We start from the raw sequence: 20,453 nt of genomic DNA, 5'->3' as shown, positions 1-20,453 counted from the left end.
CGAATAATTCGTAAATATTTCTATTAATTTATCTTAAATATCGATAAATTTTGTGCATGTGGCCACAGGGGCCACAAATAGAGGCGGATAAGGAAATACTTATTCGGCGCGGTTTACAACAGCAAACCGAAGTGTTCCTTGAGCGCTGTCCGTGCAGCATGATAACCACACATGCCATGCACCCCACCACGCGGAGGCGTCGATGATGAACAGAGATAAATCGTGTCGACCGAGGTTCGGTACGGATTTAGAGCCAAAATGGGCCTACTGTACAGCTGCGAAATATCCATAATACCGCCATTGATATCACCACCGATGTAATTGGGATTGTACTCTTCGAGCTCCGTAGGAGAAAAGGTATGCTTGGCCAGAATGGTTTCTTTAAAACCCGGCGCAAAGCGCTCAATCTGATTTTCGATAGCTTCAGTATAATCGACCCTGCTCCCATTAGGAACATGGCAATACGCCCATCCCGTATGCTTGCCTTCGGGAGCACGACTGGAATCAAACGCACTCTGTTGCGCAAACAGCACAAAAGGCTTATCCACTTTCTTCCCAAGATGGCTCCGCTGCTCGCCTTCGGCAATTTCGGCGTAGGTATTTCCCAAATGTACTGTAGCGGCCTGCTGACAACGCAGATCTTTAAAAGGCGTCTTTTCTGATAATGCCCAATCGACTTTAAATACCCCCATTCCCTGCCTAAAGCCTTCGAGGCGTCTGCGGTAGCCGCTAGCAAGACCTATACCTTTGAGCTGCAACAACTGCTTGGGCGTGATATCACAGAGTAGGACTTTATGGGATGGTAGATCGCGAACATCCTCTACCCAAAAGCCCGTTTGGATCTCCCCACCCAACGATTGATAATAGCCTAACAGCGCATTGGCAATGGATTGCGAGCCGCCAATCGGTATCTGCCAGCCATATTTGTTGCCTACCGCCGCAAGCACAATGGCAATTGCAGAAGTTGTCCAGTTGTCTAGGGGCTGAATTCCATGAGCCGCCATCCCTGCCCATAAAGCCTGTGCCTGCACGGAAGTAAAGCGCTTTGCTGTCCAGCTTGCCGGCTGAAGTGCATCCAGCCCAAACGAGGCTAAAGACAAAGGATGCTTCGGAAAGGATAATGGCCCCATAATATCTGCCGCAAGGCGCTCCCAATGTGTCACGACCTTTTCCACCAGCTTACGATAACTTTCGCCATCTGCTCCCAAACCCTCTACCGTTTCGGCAAGACTATGGTAAAGAATTCCCGTTTCCCCTTCGTCCAATGGGTGTGCTGCCGCATACTCAGGCTTAACAAAAGATAGCCCAAATGCTTCCAAAGGTAAACTCCTGAAAAATGGCGATGCCATAGCCATGGGATGAATCGCCGAACAGACATCATGTTTGAAACCCGGAATTGTAAGTTCCTTGGTTCGCATTCCCCCACCGATTGTATCGGCACCCTCAATAAGCAACGTGCTCAGCCCTTGCTGCTGAAAGGTAATCGCTGCAGCAAGTCCATTTGGTCCCGAGCCAATAATAATTGCATCAAATTTTCGCATAAGCTAGTTTTTAATCACTCCTAGTCGCAGCCTGTATTGGGTTGTTCCTTTTTTGAGCGCTTTGACGAAGTAGAATCGGACAACGATTTGCTATTATCCTTTTTTTTACCTGCAGATCCGCAGGAGACTGTAAATGTCGTTAAAACAAACGCTAAAAGTCCAAGATTGATTATTTTTTTCATATGTTATCCATTTAATTTACTATAATGTGTACACCATGTATCCTTATGGCTTTTTCAGCTACTGATTCCCTTACTATAACTTATGCCCTTGGATACAAACTTTTACCTGCATTGAAAGGATTTATTTTCCGGGCCGCACCCATCTTTAGAACTCATATACAATCCTATCAAACAACTTTATAAGAAATATCATTTATATAATATGTTCATCCGAAAAATAGGCGCGATACCGTTGCTTTAACTCCTGTCGCTGCGTACTATCAAGCTTGATTTTCGGATCGGTCTGTGATACAACCGTAGAAACAACCTTATGCACGCCTTTACCTTTTTCAATAAATAATACCGTCGGCGAAGAAATCCGTTTAATGGAATCAATCCCCACAGCTGTATAAGGATTTAGGACATCGTGAAATTTTGCCAAAATAGCTTCATAACCCGGGCTCCCGGCCTTGGTCGTGATCACTTTACCTTCCTTATCTTTCTCCTTAAGATCCCGGATATCGTGAATATTGAGGTAATAAATAGCCGCCTTCTCCTCCTGGGCAAATTCCAGCAGCGGCGTTATGGCATTCCGAAACCATGGACAACTGGGCCATCCAAAAAGGACAATACCGTTGTCCAGCTCCAACACATCCTGTTCGGTCGCATAGACGATCCGCGGATTGTCAGGAATTTGTACCGGCACTTTGTTCGTTTTATTCAGGCTTTCAAGTTCCTGCTTAAAGCGAACTCCTTCTTGCTTTTTAAATGAAACCTGACTATTTTTTACGGCTTCCTTCGTATCCTGCCTGGATTGGCAGTTGGTCACATTGAGCAACACCACCACTGCTAATAACATGCTAGCCAATAATTTTAAATCTTTCATATCATGTATGCATTTAAGTGTAATCCTCTTGTTAATTCACCGATTGCTTATAGCTTTTAATATGTTCACCGATATCCCAGACCTGCGCTTTTGGCACCCATTCACTGATGAGGCTGCTTGCAATGGCCGAGCGATAACCCGAAGCGCAGTGCACAACGATAGGTTTATCCACTGGTAGCTCGGCAATATGCGCCTTCAATTCGGCCAGCGGAATGTTATGAGCCCCTTTGAATACTGGCCCAGTCTTAGCTTCCTCGGCCGTACGTACATCCACTATAAAATATTGATCTTGCGCCCTATCAAAAGCGGTCTGATCAAAAGCTGTCGAAGGCTGCCCCGCGAAATCCCCATACAACACGATACCTTTAACAAACTGCTCATAGCCAATTTTGGCCAGCTTTTCGAGCTGCACCTTCCCCTGTTCCTTGGTATCTACGGCGAGATAAAAACCTTCTTTCGGTTCAATAAAAGTTCCTACCCAAGATTCTGACTTACTACGTTCGGGAATATTAATGGCCTCCGGAAAATGTGACGCCCTAAATTCTGAAGCGGGGCGGGTATCGAGGACAGTGCTCTGTGCATGAGGCACCGCTGCTGCCGAAACCACTGAAATACCAGACAAAGAAGCTAATAATGGTTTTGCTCCCCTACGATTCAATGCTACATTATAAGGGAAGTAGATCGGTACAGGCGGACGATCTGCTAGAATCTGCTGAACAAACGCTTCTTCCGATTTTTGCTGAAAGGCCAAGTTGTGGGCTCTTTCCGCGCCAATGGTACTTTGCTTAGCACCCTTTATTGCATTTCCGCAAAGTGATCCAGCGCCATGTGCCGGATACAAAAGCACCTGATTGCCTAACGTTGCATAGATATCATGAACGGTATGGTAGAGCTGCCGCGCCAGTTTTTCGCGCTGCGTAGCCTGTTCTCCCGAGTACTCGCGCAGATCGGGCCTTCCAACTCCACCAATCAATACCGCATCCCCCGAAAAGATCGCCACATCGCGACCATTTTCTTTTAACAAAACAGATATGCTATCTGGTGAATGTCCGGCTGTATTGATGGCATGCAACACAATGTGGTCCGAAATCTTTAATGTATCGCCATCGTCAAAAGTATGGTGGGGATAGGTCGCACGGACAAGCTTGCTGACATAAACCGGAACTTTCAAATCCTGATGGATCTCCAGATGGGAACTCACAAAATCAGCATGCGGATGTGTTTCCACAACCGCGATAATTTTCGCTCCCTGCTCCTTTGCATAAGCGTAATAGGGCCTTGGATCACGGGCCGGGTCCACAAGCACAATTTTCTTATCGGCCAAGATCGCATAGGAAAACTGTGCCAGGCCTTCATCTTCGAACTGCCTGATGCTGTAGCCATTCGCTAAATTATTGGTATTTCCAAAACAGGATACCCCCTGACCTGCCGAAGCAAGGGTAAAAAGGACAGCTGAACGGTGGATAAATGATCTTCTATTCATAACATTCTTTTTTTTAGACAATTAGTAGGTAAATAGTGTATTTTTCATATACCATTCTTTACCGGTGAGATAGGATTCTTTGACGCGATTGAGGGTAATTTCGAGGTTATTACCACTAGCATCCAGCCCTTTGAGTTTGATCTGTTCCGCTGTTGGTCGTTCGTAAGCCCATTTCAGCACATGCAGGCTATCACCCTGCGCTTTTCCATACAGCGCTTTCAGTCCCACATCTAGTTTTTCATCTAGTTTTTTACGTTGTTCCTTGCTGAATTTCTGATTTTTATCGATCAGATACAGTGCGTGTTCTGTCGAATCTATTTCATAGTAGAGGTAGCTCTTCCCTCCGGCCCGGCCTGTAAACTCGTAAGTTTTGAGCACATCATTTAAAGCCGGGGTACCATTGCCAAGGTCGATCGAATTGGCTTTATTGACCTTGTAGACCAAGGTCGAATAACGCTCAAAAAAGGCCTCATGCCAACGTACTGAATCGGCAGGTGAATAAGCCTGAGACTTTCCATTCAGCAGAAAACTAGAAACCTCATAATGTCCTGCAGCTTTTGCCAGTCCAGGAAGTACAGGCTCCTTTAGACGCCCTTCATCATAGAATCGCTCATAGCGATAAAAGCCGTAAACGAAAATAAACAGGACTACAATGGTCGCCTTTAGGCCAAAATAAAATGGCTTATTCCACTTCCTGACAAACTTGGGCACATAGTAATAGGTGCTTACTGGTTCGCGCAGAATAAAAAGCTTCCAGATCGCAGGCAGATACTGCAGCAATAGAAAAAGGGAAAGCAATACAAAATATGAACTGTATACATGAACTGCGCCATCGTAGGCAATATTGGCATGGGCAATGTTAAAGAGGACTCCAGCATTGATAATGGCTCCTATTACGACCGTGGGCCGAAAGAAGAGCAGGCTTCCCGCCGCTATCTCCAAAAAGCCTAAAAAGATCTCATATTTATAGGATACACCGACGATTTGCCAATACAACTTAAAGGGGGCATATTCACCGATATCGGTATTCAGATTGGCAAGAGATGGAAATGGCATCTGCATGGGAAAGAACTTGATAAATCCGAAGGCGATCAGCCCCAGTGCAATGCGGTAGCGTACCAATACCCGCAACCAATAGTACAGCGCATCATAGCGTTGCACCTTACTATTTCGGGCCAATATCGTCCAGATGGAAGCACCCAGCACAGCAATCAGGCCATTGAGCCACCAAGACGTATACGATGCAAACCCCCATTTGCCACTTTCGCTGTCTATTTCTATCCAACCCGTGCGCGACCCACCGGCGATCGTTGCCATCCAATCATATAATGATTCGGGTTTAAAAACTTTTTCGTACCATTCCCAATCCAGGGGTACCACCATCAGGATAAAGAAAATAAAAGTAAATCTAAATCCTACTTTCTCCCAGTACTTCCAACCCTGCTCCTGCTGGCTGGTAGGAATGCTTTCCAAATATTGAATCGTTGCCATAAACTTAGTCTAAATTTGAATCGTTAATAAATACGGATCGGTTTTCTGCGGCCTTCATGCAACAGATATTTCTTGTTCACTTTCTCCAGCCGTACATGCAATGAGTCGCCCAGCTGATTGACTCCATCAAGTAAAACTGTCCGTTTGTCGGGTCTTTTGACAATAAAGGCAAAAGTGTAGCCTTTACTCACTTTTCCGGTAAGTTTGATTGTGGTTGTGCTCTTATCAGTTCCCTGCTTGCTCGTATAGCCAAAGAATTCTCGCCCACCATTGCCCAGGTATTCGTAGTTACGCTCGCGATTGAAGGCGATACGCGGTTTGAGGCTATCGACCTTTACAGAACGGTTTCCACGGATGCTGAGCGTATTCCATTTTTCAAAAACCACATCCTTCCATCGCAATGTATCGGTTAGCGAATATGGAATAGTATCGCCTTTCCAGACGAAGTCTTTTACATCGTATACGCCTGCTGCTCCTTCCAATCCCTTTTCATCGGGAAATGGGTAATCGGAATTCTTCCAGCTTAGGTAAGCCTGCACGCTAAATACGGCGATCAGCAGCAGGAATAAGACCTGCAGATAAGGACGAATGCCCGCGACTCTGCGGCCATAGACAGGCCAAAACCCATCGGGAATAGTTGCTGCCTTTTTAATCAAAAGCTGATAAAAACGGGGCCAGTCGTACGAGAAGATAACGACTGCAAGCAATAGCAAAAACGAACTATAGACCTGTTCACCGATCTCGTATACATAATTAACGATCACGACATTGAGCAATACGGCAATAAGTAATCCCGAACCGATGATTGCTGTACGGCGGTTCAGTAAAAAGAGTCCGCCCAGGATCTCCAGCGCGCCTATTACTGGTAGATATCCAGCGGTCGCAATGCCGTTGGTCAGGTAATAGAGCTTCCAGAGCAGGAAATCACCGTATTCGGTATGCAGCTCGCTAATGGTCGGCTCGGGAAGTTGTATAGGGATGATTTTGACAAGACCTATAAAAGTAATGGCCAATGCTAAACGATAGCGCAGTAGCACGCGGAGCCAGTAAAACACACGATCGTCATCGGCCTGAAAAGTCTGCCTGATTTTACGGCCAAAGGCCCAAAATAGCAGTAGCGCGAGAGCCAGAGCAATTGCCCAGTTGTAGTATCCGCGCACATCGCTACCTACGAAAGGGCTTTCGGCGATAAAAGAAGTGCGGTAAGTCGCCAATCCAAACCAGTTCTCCAATGAAAACAAGTCAGCAAATGAACTCCCCGTAAAAAGATTGGGGTCATACGGGATGCTGAGTATCAAAAAGAAGATCAGGCCGATGTATAAAATAGCTGAGCGATAGCGCTTAAAAAAATGAGAGTCTGCAAATGTTGTCATTTCAATCCGATTAAATAAAAAACAAATGATTCATCCGATCAATCCAAACCTGGATTTTGTTGTAGATTCGGGTCTATCGAAACCTGAGCGTACGGTATCGGCAGCAGCAGCCTATTCACGGAGGAAATATTGAGTACCTGTTGCGCGCGTCCTGTCCGCAGCAGATCATACCAGCGATGGTTTTCCAGGGCAAATTCAACGCGATTTTCATCTTCTACGGCCTGCAGGAGCGCTGCCGCTTCGAGACTTTGCAAGGGTTTGATGTTGGCGCGTGAGCGTATGGCATTTAAGTCGGCCAATGCAGCTGTCAGGTCGCCCGAGCCATTACGTTGCGCCAATGCTTCGGCGCGGATGAGGTAAAGCTCGGCCGTACGGATCAAAAAGACGGGGTCTGTTCGGTCTGTTCGGTAATACAGATTGCCGATCAGGATATTCGGATCTGTGGATGAAGAGGTCTTGGATACCAATGCCGTCCGATCCCCACCAACAGCTGGATCTACCAGCAGGTCGTAGATGGCCTGAGAAGGTCTGATCCAGGCAGTCCCCCCATTATTTCCCGACAACCATTGACTGGCCTGACCACTAGTATTGTTGATATCAAAGACCAATTCGAAGACCGATTCTTTGGTATTGGAGGTATTGTTGGCATAAAATGAGCGGTATGGGCTCACCAAACCATAATTGGTATTATCATCAATAATATACGAGGCATATTTTATGGCTTCAGACCAGTTTTTCTGATACAGGTAGAATCTTGCCAGCAGCGCTCGCGCAGTCTTCTTGGTCGCACGGATACGGTTGGTTTCATTGGGAAGCAGCTGTTCGGCCTTTTGTAGATCCTGCAATACCTGTGCATAGGTGTTAGTCAAAGAGCTCCTTTGGACTTGTGGCAGACTGCTCGCCGAAGTCGTTGGCTGCAGCACGATCTGTACACCCCCCCAGGTTCTGGCCAGATCAAAATAGGCCAATGCACGCACGAAATAAGCCTCCCCAACAAGCTGGTTTCGATAGGCCTCAGTAAAAGTGGTCGTCAGCGCCAGGTTAGGTACTTTGGTGATCACATGGTTGGCCCTGTTGATAGTGGCATAAATCTGGTTCCATGCCGTAGCAAGCACAGCGAGGTCAGATTTTACCGTATGATTGGTCAAGGTCTGATGGACAGTTTGACTACCGCGATAGACGATGTTGTCTGCCGAAAAGAATCCCAGCAGCTGAAAGCTATAGCCGTAGTAATCGTTGGACCGAAGTGCCGAGTAAATACCCCGCACGGCTGTTGCGGCAGAGCTCCCGTCAACGATGGTTACTTCATCAGACACTGAATTCTTGGGCTCGACCTCTAAAAACGAGCTGCAGCTACTGAGCTGAAAGACAAGAAGCGGAAAAAGGAAATATATAATTTTTTTCATGAGCTTTACAGATTAAGGTTAACGTTTATAGGGTGACATTGAGGCCAAGCTGAAACGTCCGGGGCTGTGGTGGCGTTCCGAAGGATCCTATCCCCTGTGCGTTCGGGTTGCTGGTCACATTCGATTCTGGATCACCGGTGTATTTGCTCCACACAAAGAGATTAGACCCTACAAAATAGATGCGTGCAGCAGTCAATTTCGCCCGCTCGACTAGCTCTTTCGGCAATTTATAACCAAACGAGAGCTGTCTGAGCTTTAAAAACGAGGCATCCTCCAGATAGCGGCTATTGGCATCGATGGTATAGTTGAGGCCCTCCGAAGTCAGTCGTGGCACATCGGTGATGTCACCCGGCTGTTGCCATCTGTTTAGCACATTTTGAAATACGCCACCGCTGCTCGGGTTACGCTCCCGAAAGTAGCGGTTGAGGTTAACGGCATAGTTGCCATATTGGAAACTAAAGTCTACACCCAGATCAAAGTTTTTATAGGTAAAGGTATTGCCTATTCCCCCATAAAACTTGGGATAAGCATTCCGAAAAACTTTACGTGCCGAAGTAGGCAAAGAACCATCGCTCAGCTGTCCGTCAAACACGGCTTTTCCGGTCTGCGGATCGACGGAAAGTTGTTCATAAAGCCAGAATGAATTGAGTGAATAACCTTCTTTCAGGATAACCCAATCGCGAGTATACTGGGTAATCTGCGTGGGCAGTTTTTCGATTTTATTCTTATTTCCCGAAATGTTGAAGCTTGTATTCCAGGCAAAGTCTTTTGTTTTCACGTTGAGCGAGTTGATCAACACTTCATAGCCTTTATTGCTGATCTCGCCCACATTGGCCCAGTATTTTGAAAAACCAGAACTGCCAACAATAGGTCGTTCGAGGAGAAGATCGGAGGTATATTTATGATAAAGATCTAAGGTAATGGACAGGCGGTTTTTGAATAGCGCCACATCCAGCCCAAGATCTGCCTGCGCTGTTTTCTCCCAGCGCAAATTTTCGTTCCCCAACTGGAAAGGACCTGTACTTGGCAACACCTTGCCATAGCTGTCGGCATATTTTTCATTGCCCGACCAAAGACCTCTGGCGGCGAAATTGCTGATTCCGGCCTGATTGCCCGTCAATCCATAGGAAGCCCTAATTTTCAGATCATTTAACCAGGTTTGATCGGCCAGAAAGGCTTCTTGGCTAATCCGCCAGCCTGCTGAAAAAGCCGGGAAATAACCCCATCGGTTGTTGGCACCGAACTTGGACGAGCCATCTGCCCGCAGGGTTGCCTCCGCAAAATAACGGTCTGCATAGCTATAGCCTACTCTTCCAAAAAAGGAAGCAATCGTATATTTAGTCCAATTGTCGGATGCAATGATATTGGCTGCCGATGAAATCTGTTTAAAGGAATCATTGGCAAAACCATTCCCCTCCAGGTATTTGTAATCAAGTACGTTGCTCTGCAAGGTATTTCCCAAAATAGCATTCAGGCTATGCTTGCCGAAGGTATTTTGGTACGTCAGGGTTTGTTCGTTTATCCAGGTAGCATTTCTCGATATTCCCGAGGTCGCCTGATTGTTATTCGCGATACCGATACTGGTTTTACTGTTCCAGTACTGTGATTCATCGTATAAGTTATAGTCGGCACTAAAACTGGATTTGAATTTCAATCCCTTCACTAGATCGATTTCCGCAAAGGCACTTCCTACATAACGCAGACTTGTAGTATTGACATCGTAGTTGTCCACCAGTGTATAGGTATTATCGGTACCATTGAGTGATCCATCGGTATTGAATATCGGAACATTCGTTGCCGAAGAAACGGCCGAATTAAAAAGACTTACCTGAGGTCCATCACCTGTACGCGCCTGATTGCGGTAGGTTCTGGAAAAATTATTTGTTAGGCCGATTTTGACACGGCTACTGATCTGATGGTCGAAATTAAATTTGAGATTGGTACGCGAGAAGTCGATTACCTTTATAAAAGCTTCCTGTCCTGTGTAGCCTGCGCCGATATAGAACCTTGATTTGTCGCCGCCCCCCTGTATACCGATGTTATAATCCTGCAGCTTCCCATGGCGCAACAGGAAACCAAGGCGATCATAGGTAGGCTGATCTTCAGGATTTCCTTTCCCGCCTTCCGAAACTGGACGATAAGGCCTGTTGGCGAAAGTCTGTTTCAATGCCGGATTGTCCAATCCGGAGTTTATCCACCACTCGTTGGCGAGGGTTGCCGTTTCGGGACCTGTAGCCAATTTTGGCAACAAGGATTTATTGGCTTCGGCCCAGCCCCCCTGCAAGTTGAGGTCAATTTTGGTACGGCTACCGTAACTTCCTTTTTTTGTGGTAATGATGATCACACCATTGGCACCCCGGGAACCATAGATCGCGGTTGCCGAAGCATCCTTCAGCACTTCAATGGATTCGATATCTGCTGGGTTGATATCCGTAAGTGGCGAACTGGTCCGTCCACCAAGCCCGATATTTTGGAGCGAAGTATTATTTAAGAATACGCCATCAATAATATATAAGGGATCGCTACTGGAGTTGATCGATGTCGTTCCGCGAACCCGCAGAAAGATGCTTTCGCCGGGAACTCCTGAATTGGTGGAAACCTGCACACCGGAAAGCTTGCCCTGCAACTGGGCATCAAAACTTGCTACCGGAATTTTGTTGACTTCGGCAGCGTCAATCTTGGCAACTGCGCCCGTTAGATTTCTTCGCTTTTGTACACCGTAGCCTACGACGACCACTTCATCCAGATCAGAAACGCTAGGTTGAAGCAAGATCTGAATCTGCGCCTCCTGTGCGGTTATCTTTCGACCTTTGTATCCCAAAAATGAAGTTGAGAATGTCAAGGGAAGTCGTTGCCCTGTGACAAACTGAAATCTTCCCGACGCATCGGTCTTTACTTGATGAGTAACACCTTCGAGCTTTATGGTAACGCCTTCAATAGGTCGATTGGTAATCGAATCCAATACAATACCTTTTAAGGTTGCGTTTATAAGTGGCTCAGATTGCTGCGAAAATGCAGGCAATAGCAAACCATGTGACAAAAAAATCGTCACGGCGTACTTCCATACGCTATTTTTCATAGGTAAAATTTTAACAGTGAATATTTACAAGTGCCAACGCCAATTGATTACTTGTCAGAAAAGCCGCTTTTATGGAAAGAAATACTTTCCCCTAGACTTAGCTACACATTCGCCTATCGAAATCAGAACAAAAGGATTTACCGTTGCGCAGACTTGCGCTCGATTGGGAAGGGTTAAGATAAAATTTGTAGTTCATAAATAATGAATTAAGTTAAACATTGTAATCATTACGTGCGGAAGATGTGGCTTGTAAGAAAGGCAAGCTTATCTCCTAGGTTGATAAAACAAATATAGTAAACATAAAATAAAATCTACAATATTAGTAGACTTTATTTTAAACTATCTTTTCTTCCACTAAAAATTGAGTAAATTGGTGAAGAAAAGCTGACGGAAATATGTACATTTGAATGCAGTCAATTACCGATCAGATCATGCAGCTATTTCCTCCAGAAATTTTATCGCCCTACATCAAGCACTATCTTTTTTTGGAAAGTGATGGTGATCAGCATAAAAAACTGCGGTTATTTTCCGATGGTAACACTGGAATGGTATTTCTTCTCAATGAAGGCCACCTGTCCATCAACGAAAGTCAGCAGCTCCCCGCTTCATTTTTGTATGGTCAGATCAGTCATTTCCAAGATCTCGCACTGCTGACACAGACTTCATTTGTTATTATTGTCTTCCAACCCGATGGGCTCTATAAGTTACTCGGTATCCCAGCCCACGCACTAAAAGATCAAATTATTGTTACGCAAGATGTATTTGGACAGTCCGTTATCAGGCTATATGACAGCCTGATGCGTGCGAAGTCCTCAACTGAAAAAGTACATGCATTAAATGCCTTCTTTTATGCATATGCAGTCCGGCAGAAGTATCCAAATCAGGGACCACTCCCTGCAATTCTGCAACATATCACAGCGCAAAAGGGATTGATTACCGTAGGACAAATTGTTCAATACAGCGGTTACACCGAACGGCATATGGAAAGAATATTTGCGGAACAGGTTGGAATGAGCCCAAAAAAATTTGGCAATATTGTCCAATTCCATTCCTTTTTGAAATTGCTACGCAGCAAGTCAGCTGAAACGAGCTTAACAACGATCAGCCACGAAAGTGGATATTTTGATCAGTCCCACCTCATCAGGGCATTTAAAAAATATACCGGCATCACACCTTCGGAATATTTAAATAGTACAAATCGGCTAGCAATCAACTTTATGGAATTTAAAAGCAAATCGGACCGCATGTCGGGTTTATACAATTTCAGCTAGGGCCCCGCGTGTAGCTTTGTCTATAGATCAATTAAAGAAATATGGACAACTTAAAAATTGCTACGGCACAATTTGAGCACAAAAGTGCGGACAAGGCTTATAACCTAGCCATTATCGAACGACTTGCGCAAGAGGCTGCCGCACAGGGTGCTGAGGTAATTGCATTTCACGAATGCTCCATAACGGGGTATACCTTTGCCCGAAATTTAGATAAACAACAAATGCTTGCGATCGCCGAACTTGTCCCAGACAGCGAAAGTACACAAAAGCTGATTTCAATAGCCGCTAAATACAACATCACTATCCTCGCGGGCCTGTTTGAAAAGGATGAGGACGATAACCTATATAAACCTTATATCTGTGTAGACAAAAATGGCCTAATTGCAAAGCATCGCAAGCTTCACCCCTTTATAAACCCCCATTTGCAAGCAGGGCAAGCCTATACTATTTTTGAAATTCACGGTTGGAAATGTGGTATTTTAATCTGTTATGATAATAATGTCGTCGAGAATGTACGCGCAACAAAATTATTGGGTGCCGATATCATCTTTATGCCCCATGTAACCATGTGTACCCCTTCTTCCCGACCTGGCGCAGGTTTTGTTGATCCGCAGCTTTGGCAAAATCGCGAAAACGATCCAACCAGCTTGCGCTTAGAATTTGACGGAATGAAAGGACGCAGCTGGCTGATGAAATGGCTGCCAGCCCGGGCGTATGACAATGCGCTCTATGTTGTTTTTTCAAACCCCATCGGCATGGATGACGATCAGTTAAAAAATGGATGTTCCATGATCCTAGATCCTTTCGGGGATATTCTGACTGAATGCCGTACATTTGAAGATAGTTTTACAATAGCCACCATTACGCCCGAAAAACTGATTCAAGCCGGTGGATATCGTTACATAAATGCTCGAAGGCCAGATCTCTATGGTGACATTATCAGCCAACAGCATGAGTCCCAACAAAAAGTGGTCTGGTTGAATACCGACAATCGTTAGTTCCGCTAAACCGAATGGCTACTTTAAGACCAGGTGAAAAGGTCTTAAAGTAGTTTATCCAATAATGTTATCGATCACCCTCCAGATGTTTGCCAGACGACAGCACGTCCAACTACCTTAAGAAAAAGCACTTGTCTTTTCTCATAATACAAACGCCAAAAAGCCATTAGAGACCGACAAAAAAAGACATAATGGGCTATAAAAATAGGTGTCTCTTACTGCAAAAGAAGACTTTCTGTACTTCTTAAAGATGCCGACAAACTTCATATCGCCAATAAATCGGAGAAGGAAAATACCACTGACCATATACATCCCATAGCGAATATACTTTGCGTCTACCGGAACATCCAAAACTCCGATGGCACATAGATTTACAAACGCAAAAATCAATAATCCGATAGCAACCAGCAAAGTGCCTACCCGGGTGGGATTAAATATCCTTCTGCCATTCAGATCGGTCGGAACGGCAACAGCCATTCCCCAATGTCCACCGAGCAGCCAGAAAAAATGCAACAAAGCCAAAAAAATAAAAATAGTGGCGATAACGATTGAAAGTACAAACTCCATAAGGTAAATATAACGTATTTTAACTTGCCTATTTCAGGTTTCTCCTGAAACAGGCAAGCTATGCAGCAGCAGAAATGCGAATTATTAAATAAACAATTCATAGCATATCTTGGAAAAAGTCAATAGGACAAAAAAAGTAAAAATAAAATAACCTCAGAGTGTATGACCTCTGAGGTTATTTCTTATTGTACTAAGTAAAAGTTAAAAAACAGGTTTCTCTATTTCACATAACTCCAGCTGAAATCTTTCCCATGGACATCCACTTCGAGATGCCCGGGCGCAGTCCCCTCAAAAGCTCCATGCCACCAATTGCCCGATACTGCTCCTGCTGTAATAAACTGTACCCCTTTCACTTTAATCTCTTCATACAAATGCATATGCCCCTGCAGGACCAGCTTTAGGCTGTGGTCTTTAAAAAGATCAAACACCTGCTTTTGGTTTGTAAAAGTATCTGCAGCTGTATAACGCCCCTCTAAAACCGGATAATAAACCGATAAAAAAGGGACATGGGAGATAATCACCAAAGGCTGATCTTTGCCTGTTTTTTCGACAAGATCTTTTAGCCAAGCCAGCTGCTTGTCACCAATAACATAGTGGTTATCTTTGGTTTCCACACTATTCAACACGATAAACCTCCAGCCTTTATGGTCAAAACTGTAATAGGTCTGACCAAACGCCTTTTCAAAGAGCGCAAAATCATTAGTGCCGTCGCGCAAATCGCGCGGCAAACGATCATGATTGCCTATAGCCATGTGGTAAGGCTTTTTAGTGCGGTCAAAAAGTCCCTTCAACGACTTGATTCGTTGCTCGCCAGCCGATAGATCAGCCGATTTCAGATTGTCAATATCCACATTATCACCACCGCTTAGCAGCAGTTCCACCTGAGGTGACAGCGATTTTAACCGTAGCTCCACTTGCCCAAGTGTAGAATCGCTATGCACATGCAGATCGGTTAAAAATGCAAACTTAAATTCCTGTGCACTGATCCTCCCAAGGCTACATAATGTGAGGAACAGAAAACATAAAGCCCTTGTCATCGAATTTTTCATTACCATCCAAATATTTGTTTAAGATTATCATTTAAAAGTATTTCCCCTTGCGGTATGGGGCGATAGTAGAATTTAGGCACCTCAAAGGTTCCTGTATTTTCGATCGTTTCGACTGTACCATTATTCCCTTCCGATAAGAATACGCCTACATCCTGCCCAAAACGGCCAACACGATAATACTGCAATTCTCTCCCCAGACTGTTTTTCTCTTTCACCGCCGGAATGGACGATGAGGAAGCTAACAGTACGATATCCGGAATACCATCGCCGGTCATATCATGCTGCCCCAATCCGGAGAAGTAAATGCCCTCACGTTTGTTCTTCAACAATTCACCTACATTCCAACGCATCAGATCCGTGAAACGGAATCCCTCAAAAGCCAGCTCAACGCGACGCTCGCGTCTGATCTCCAGCACGAGATTACGCTGGTTGCTTTCGATATTGGAGTAACGTGTCGCCATAACGGGATCGATACCTACGCCTACAACCATATCCGGCATACCCGCACGTCTACGCAACAGATTGATACTACGATCAAGATCGGCTTGCGTCAGCTGTCCCAGCTCGGCCTTTGCTTCGGCAAAATTCAATAAAACCTCCGCATAGCGATATAAAGGAATATCGAGATTATTGCGCGCTTCCAGACTGAGCGTATTCTGAAATCCTTTAATCTGATGGTAGCCCGAGAAATTTTTGGCCAATTGCTGCACATACAGTCCCGCCCCTTGCGCATAGGTATGCGAATAAATCAACTGCCATCCCGGATAAGCATACGTTTGTGCCAGACGTGGATCGCGGTTTTCGAACTCTTTGACGAAGGTGTTTTTTTCATAACCTGGCTGGGCCGCATAAAATGAACCATCTTTCATCAGGTAGGCCTGCACAAGATCACGCAAAGGATAGTACTCATAATTACCAAACATACCCGGCCACGAATCTGCGTTGAGTACATTGTTGGCATAAAAACGTCCAAGTACGATCTCTTTGTTGTTTTCAAGATTTTCACTAAAAAATAAAGTGCCGTAGTCCTGATTGGGCTTACCGGTATTGTATATACTGAAACCACCCTCGCGCATCTGCTGATCACTCAACGCTTGTGCTTTGTTCAGAAATTCAGTTGCCGTGGTTTTCAATTCCAGTTCGTTGTGGTATTTCCGGTAGGTTCCTTCATATAGGGCAAAGCGGCCATATTCCTGCAGCACCACCCACTTGTTGACCGTACCCGATTTTATTCGGGGCTGTACGTTTTGTGCGGCAAACTCAAAATCTTCCATGATTTTCTGCACCACCGTTGCTCGTGGGTCGCGCTTGGCAAAAAGATAATCCGTATCTCCAACCTCCAGGGCTTTATCCACCCAGGGCACATCTGAGAAACGCTGCACTTTCTCTACGTAAAACCGAGCGCGAAAATAACGGCCTAGCCCCTCATAATGTGCCTTTTCACTCTCACTGATCTTAGCCTTGCCCATATGCTGTAGAAAGAAATTTATTTTGCGGAGCTGTTCCCAGCTCCAGCCTCCTGATATCGTCGCCGCAGAGGCATTACCGGCCATTATGGTTTTTATCTCCGTATTGCCTGTTGTACTTGCATTGTCTGTAGTGGCATCCGATTGATAGATCCCAATTCCTGAAAAATTGTACAATCCATTGATATACAACTCCAGGTCGGTCGCTGTATTGAAGAAATTTTCGTTATTGATCGCAGTCTCTGGGACACGATCCAAGTAGTTGTCGTTACAGCTTACAAGCAGAGAAAGACCTGAACATACAACGGCTAATTTTATATATTTATTTATCATGATAAGCAATTAAAAGGTGACTTGAATACCAGCAGAAAAACTTCTTTGAAATGGATAAGTAAGCCCATTACCTACACGGTCCGAACCTGCAGTTGGATTGGTATACGTATTTTCGTTCAGTGTCTCCGGATCAAAATAGCGCTTCACAGCAGACCATTCGATGATATTTTCACCACTTAGATAAACACGTAGGTTACTGATCTTGGCACGTGAAGTAATAGATTTGGGTAAGGTATACCCTATCGTTAGGTTTTTCAGACGTAGATAGGCCGCATTCAGCAAATAATTGGTCTGTGGAATGGCCAGTCCTTGGGCTTGGTCAATCCGGGTACCCAAGTTACGGTCGGCAAGCCATGACTGTAAGATAGGGTAAGCCGCATTGAGGTTTTGATCGGCCAGTCCCAAATTCAAATAAGCTTGCGAATGTTTCGCACGGTCGATATCCGAATCACTTCCCGGACGGTAGAAATCAAGTAAGTGCCCATAAAAGTTACCATAAGGCTGTTGGTATGTCCCCCAATACAGGTAGTCCAACGGATAATAATCGCGTTTACCAATGCCTTGAAAAAATGCCCTAAGATCGAAACCTTTCCAATCTGCAGACAGGTCTATACCAAATTGATAACGTGGCGTGGAGTTACCAATGATCTTGAGGTCTTTCGTATCGCCAAGTGTATATCCTTTTTCAATCTTACCATTACCATCCTGATCCACATAGGTAGGCCATCCCGGTACAATCGATAAGGCGCCCCAGGGAATAATCGAAGTCTGGTCCAACTTGGCAATCTCAGCCTCGTCTTTGAAAAGTCCGTTGCTTTGCAAACCCCAGATCTCTCCCATTTGCATGCCTTCATAATATTGCAGAATGCTTTTATTGGGGTTGTCAAAACGTGTAATTTTGGACTGTGAGTCCGACAGCAATAATTTGGCATTGAAGCGTAATGGTGCGTTAGCCAACTCGAAACGATCCTGAAAATTGACAGTCAATTCCCAGCCATTGGTCTTTAGATCGGCAGCATTCTCCCGTGGCTCACTCGCGCCCAAAATATTGGGAAGATCTCTGCCCAGTGTCAACATCCCCAAGGTACGTCTGGAGTAATAATCAAAACTTGCCGAAAGTTTATTTTTGAGTACAGCAACGTCCAAACCAAAGTTTATGGTATTGACCTTCTCCCATGTATAATTGGGAGAAACCAAAGGTGGAACACCAATATAGATTCCCCGTTCACTTCCGAACAAATAATCGGCATCCTTTTTTTCCATCGAAGGGAGGTAGCCGTAGTTCGACACCGACTGATTGCCCAATTGGCCATAAGATATCCTCAGCTTCAATAAATCCAGTCCAGCGACAGACGACATAAACTTTTCACGGTCTATACGCCAGGCAGCTGAGCCCGAAGGAAAAAAGCCAAAACGCTTACTTTTCGGAAATCGGGAAGAGCCATCGTAGCGACCATTGAATTCAACAATATATTTATCATCATAAGTATAGTTCAACCGATAAAATGCACCACGTAAGGCATAAGTATCAATAGCTTCACCCATTTTCATTGTTCCTGTTGCAAACTGAATGGTTGGAAAGGATTCTGAAATAAGTCCGGCGCGTTCTGCAGTGATCACTTCATACCGGTAATCCTCCTGGTTAAAACCCAGTACCGCATTGACCTGATGTTTATTAAAAGATTGCAAATAAGTACCGTAGATATTATAAACGTTGTAATAGGAAAAACCCGCTTCACGATAAGCCCCTGTTGTCCCCTCTTTACGGACATCGTCCGGACCATAACCGATCTCGTATTGCTTGGTGTACCAATTGCGGTTTAACGAATTACGCTGGAAAGTATAATCTGCATTTACTTTGAATTTATTACCAAAAAAGCGGAGCTCAGTATTGAAGGTAGATTGTACATCCAGACGTTTACGATCGCTTTTACCGCCATCAACCATTTGTGCGGCAATGATACCTGCCGAAGAATTGGCCCATGTTCCATCCGGGTTCTTATCAAAAGAAGTTGGAAAAATATTGTAGATATCGGGCAAACTCATTTGCGAAGGCGTAAGCCTACGTGTACTTCCGATCACTGTATTGTTACCAAATGAAATTAAATCGGAAAGCCTATAGTTTACTTTCGAACGCAGGTTATAACGGTCAAAATAATCCTCTGCTAGCTTAACAGGCGAATTTTGTCGGTTGTAGCTACCACTGATATAGTATTGTACTTTTTCATTTGAGCCCGAGATTGACAGGTCGTGTGTATTGGTTGCATTCCAGTCGGATAAGAAATAACGTGTCCAGTCCCTGTTACCCATATATTCCCAGACCTTGGAATCTGAGGGGTTGATACGCACACCGGCAATGGAAGGATTATCAGATCGCTCTTTTGCATATTGGTAAAACTGGTCCGAATAGTTGACATTATCCCAGGGTGTATTATCGGTTGACGTCTCCAATAGCCTCGAAAATACATAAGGATCCGTTATTTTATCGGGCATTACTGTCGGGGTATTCCAAGTAAAGTTATTTGAATAGCTCACTTTCACATCGCCTTTCCCTGTTTTTGTCGTGATGATCAGAACCCCAAAGGAGGCACGGGCCCCGTAGATCGCCGCAGCCGACGCATCTTTGATTACCGTAAATGATTCAATATCCTGTGGCGCAATCCGGATCAATTCGGCTGCCGAAATAGGAACATTATCTACCAAAATTAATGGATCGCCACCATTGATCGATGTAATTCCACGGATATTGATTTTAGGTTCCGCTCCTGGTGCTCCGGAGTTGAACTGTATATTCAAGTTGGGTGAAATCCCTTGAAGCCCCTGCGCAGCATTGGAAATAGGCCGGCTTTCGAGCACATCGCCACTAATCTGATCTACAGCTCCAGACAGGTTGGTCTTTTTCTGTGTACCGTACCCCACAACGACCACCTCCTCCATTTGATTTGAAGCTGCGTCTGTGAGTTGAAAGACCACGCTCGATCTTTTACCGGAGGTAACAATATACTGGCACTCCTCTTTTGGCAGTAGTCCTGTATAAGTCACCAAAATACAATAGTTGCTATCCACCGGCAAATTATTGAACATGGCTTTCCCCTGCTGATCGGCTTGACCGGATCGTTTCAGGTTGCTATTCTTGTTTTTTATGGTCACCGTTGCATTGGCCAAACCTTTTGACTTCGCATCCTGCACGATGACAACAAGTTCCCCACTTTGTTGGGCAAAACCCTTTTGGCCAAAAGCAATTGCTAGTAGCAGTAATAAAGCCCCCTTGGCTGGCCTTTTACCTGTTGAAAATTGTTGCATAGTTTTCATTAATAATTGAGCATAGTTTTCCCAGGCCTCCCTAAAA

The 20,453-nt window shown here is 44.9% G+C and carries 14 protein-coding genes; 2 read left to right on the top strand and 12 right to left on the bottom strand.

What is annotated here, in order from left to right; translation table 11 throughout:
* Positions 1-113: 113 nt before the first annotated feature.
* The 8 genes from K2F45_RS12075 to K2F45_RS12040 form a co-directional block, all read right to left on the bottom strand.
* Positions 114-1,541: a phytoene desaturase family protein gene (locus K2F45_RS12075; protein ID WP_248933699.1), complete on the bottom strand. Its 1,428-nt coding sequence runs from the start codon at positions 1,539-1,541 to the stop codon at positions 114-116.
* A gap of 20 nt (positions 1,542-1,561) precedes the next feature.
* Positions 1,562-1,723, bottom strand: coding sequence for a hypothetical protein (locus K2F45_RS12070; RefSeq protein WP_153847574.1), 162 nt, complete (start codon positions 1,721-1,723; stop codon positions 1,562-1,564).
* Positions 1,724-1,916: 193 nt separating this feature from the next.
* Positions 1,917-2,588, bottom strand: a complete 672-nt coding sequence (locus tag K2F45_RS12065) for a hypothetical protein (protein ID WP_075992413.1) — start codon at positions 2,586-2,588, stop codon at positions 1,917-1,919.
* Positions 2,589-2,619: 31 nt separating this feature from the next.
* Positions 2,620-4,071, bottom strand: coding sequence for an MBL fold metallo-hydrolase (locus K2F45_RS12060; protein WP_075992412.1), 1,452 nt, complete (start codon positions 4,069-4,071; stop codon positions 2,620-2,622).
* 21 nt (positions 4,072-4,092) lie between these two features.
* Entirely contained in the window at positions 4,093-5,562 is a 1,470-nt protein-coding gene (locus K2F45_RS12055; RefSeq protein ID WP_075992411.1) for a hypothetical protein, read from the bottom strand.
* Positions 5,563-5,585: 23 nt separating this feature from the next.
* Entirely contained in the window at positions 5,586-6,935 is a 1,350-nt protein-coding gene (locus tag K2F45_RS12050; RefSeq protein ID WP_248933698.1) for a beta-carotene 15,15'-monooxygenase, read from the bottom strand.
* 38 nt (positions 6,936-6,973) lie between these two features.
* A complete protein-coding gene (locus K2F45_RS12045; RefSeq protein ID WP_248933697.1) occupies positions 6,974-8,341 on the bottom strand; it encodes a RagB/SusD family nutrient uptake outer membrane protein in 1,368 nt (455 codons plus the stop codon).
* A 25-nt stretch (positions 8,342-8,366) separates the two neighbouring features.
* Positions 8,367-11,420 carry a SusC/RagA family TonB-linked outer membrane protein gene (locus K2F45_RS12040; RefSeq protein ID WP_075992408.1) on the bottom strand — a complete coding sequence of 1,018 codons (3,054 nt, stop codon included), beginning with the start codon at positions 11,418-11,420 and terminating at the stop codon, positions 8,367-8,369.
* A 407-nt stretch (positions 11,421-11,827) separates the two neighbouring features.
* On the opposite strand from K2F45_RS12040, the gene K2F45_RS12035 reads away from it, so the two are divergent.
* Both K2F45_RS12035 and K2F45_RS12030 read left to right on the top strand, forming a co-directional pair.
* Positions 11,828-12,691 (top strand): helix-turn-helix transcriptional regulator, encoded by an 864-nt coding sequence (locus K2F45_RS12035; protein ID WP_237241627.1) that lies wholly within the window; start codon positions 11,828-11,830, stop codon positions 12,689-12,691.
* Positions 12,692-12,732: 41 nt separating this feature from the next.
* Positions 12,733-13,689 carry a nitrilase family protein gene (locus K2F45_RS12030; protein WP_075992407.1) on the top strand — a complete coding sequence of 319 codons (957 nt, stop codon included), beginning with the start codon at positions 12,733-12,735 and terminating at the stop codon, positions 13,687-13,689.
* 141 nt (positions 13,690-13,830) lie between these two features.
* Here the strand turns inward: K2F45_RS12030 and K2F45_RS12025 are convergent, their stop codons facing one another.
* The 4 genes from K2F45_RS12025 to K2F45_RS12010 all read right to left on the bottom strand — a co-directional run bounded on the left by K2F45_RS12025 (position 13,831) and on the right by K2F45_RS12010 (position 20,407).
* Positions 13,831-14,256, bottom strand: a complete 426-nt coding sequence (locus tag K2F45_RS12025) for a DUF3995 domain-containing protein (RefSeq protein WP_075992406.1) — start codon at positions 14,254-14,256, stop codon at positions 13,831-13,833.
* A 218-nt stretch (positions 14,257-14,474) separates the two neighbouring features.
* Positions 14,475-15,305 carry a metallophosphoesterase family protein gene (locus tag K2F45_RS12020; protein WP_075992405.1) on the bottom strand — a complete coding sequence of 277 codons (831 nt, stop codon included), beginning with the start codon at positions 15,303-15,305 and terminating at the stop codon, positions 14,475-14,477.
* Positions 15,305-17,104: a RagB/SusD family nutrient uptake outer membrane protein gene (locus K2F45_RS12015; RefSeq protein ID WP_248933696.1), complete on the bottom strand. Its 1,800-nt coding sequence runs from the start codon at positions 17,102-17,104 to the stop codon at positions 15,305-15,307. Before K2F45_RS12015 ends, K2F45_RS12020 begins: the two co-directional genes overlap by 1 nt.
* 9 nt (positions 17,105-17,113) lie before the next feature.
* Positions 17,114-20,407: a SusC/RagA family TonB-linked outer membrane protein gene (locus K2F45_RS12010; RefSeq protein WP_248933695.1), complete on the bottom strand. Its 3,294-nt coding sequence runs from the start codon at positions 20,405-20,407 to the stop codon at positions 17,114-17,116.
* Between the last annotated feature and the right edge of the window lie 46 nt (positions 20,408-20,453).

The sequence above is a fragment of the Sphingobacterium siyangense genome (assembly GCF_023277505.1).
GTDB classification, from domain to species: domain Bacteria; phylum Bacteroidota; class Bacteroidia; order Sphingobacteriales; family Sphingobacteriaceae; genus Sphingobacterium; species Sphingobacterium siyangense.
Note: the sequence above shows the minus strand (reverse complement) of the source record. Positions and strands in the feature narration are given on the sequence as shown.

Excerpts from the sequence above, each read along its gene's own strand:
- K2F45_RS12075 (WP_248933699.1), bottom strand. The coding sequence starts at position 1,541 with ATGCGAAAATTTGATGCAATTATTATTGGCTCGGGACCAAATGGACTT.
- K2F45_RS12070 (WP_153847574.1), bottom strand. The coding sequence starts at position 1,723 with ATGAAAAAAATAATCAATCTTGGACTTTTAGCGTTTGTTTTAACGACA.
- K2F45_RS12065 (WP_075992413.1), bottom strand. The coding sequence starts at position 2,588 with ATGAAAGATTTAAAATTATTGGCTAGCATGTTATTAGCAGTGGTGGTG.
- K2F45_RS12060 (WP_075992412.1), bottom strand. The coding sequence starts at position 4,071 with ATGAATAGAAGATCATTTATCCACCGTTCAGCTGTCCTTTTTACCCTT.
- K2F45_RS12055 (WP_075992411.1), bottom strand. The coding sequence starts at position 5,562 with ATGGCAACGATTCAATATTTGGAAAGCATTCCTACCAGCCAGCAGGAG.
- K2F45_RS12050 (WP_248933698.1), bottom strand. The coding sequence starts at position 6,935 with ATGACAACATTTGCAGACTCTCATTTTTTTAAGCGCTATCGCTCAGCT.
- K2F45_RS12045 (WP_248933697.1), bottom strand. The coding sequence starts at position 8,341 with ATGAAAAAAATTATATATTTCCTTTTTCCGCTTCTTGTCTTTCAGCTC.
- K2F45_RS12040 (WP_075992408.1), bottom strand. The coding sequence starts at position 11,420 with ATGAAAAATAGCGTATGGAAGTACGCCGTGACGATTTTTTTGTCACAT.
- K2F45_RS12035 (WP_237241627.1), top strand. The coding sequence starts at position 11,828 with ATGCAGTCAATTACCGATCAGATCATGCAGCTATTTCCTCCAGAAATT.
- K2F45_RS12030 (WP_075992407.1), top strand. The coding sequence starts at position 12,733 with ATGGACAACTTAAAAATTGCTACGGCACAATTTGAGCACAAAAGTGCG.
- K2F45_RS12025 (WP_075992406.1), bottom strand. The coding sequence starts at position 14,256 with ATGGAGTTTGTACTTTCAATCGTTATCGCCACTATTTTTATTTTTTTG.
- K2F45_RS12020 (WP_075992405.1), bottom strand. The coding sequence starts at position 15,305 with ATGAAAAATTCGATGACAAGGGCTTTATGTTTTCTGTTCCTCACATTA.
- K2F45_RS12015 (WP_248933696.1), bottom strand. The coding sequence starts at position 17,104 with ATGATAAATAAATATATAAAATTAGCCGTTGTATGTTCAGGTCTTTCT.
- K2F45_RS12010 (WP_248933695.1), bottom strand. The coding sequence starts at position 20,407 with ATGCAACAATTTTCAACAGGTAAAAGGCCAGCCAAGGGGGCTTTATTA.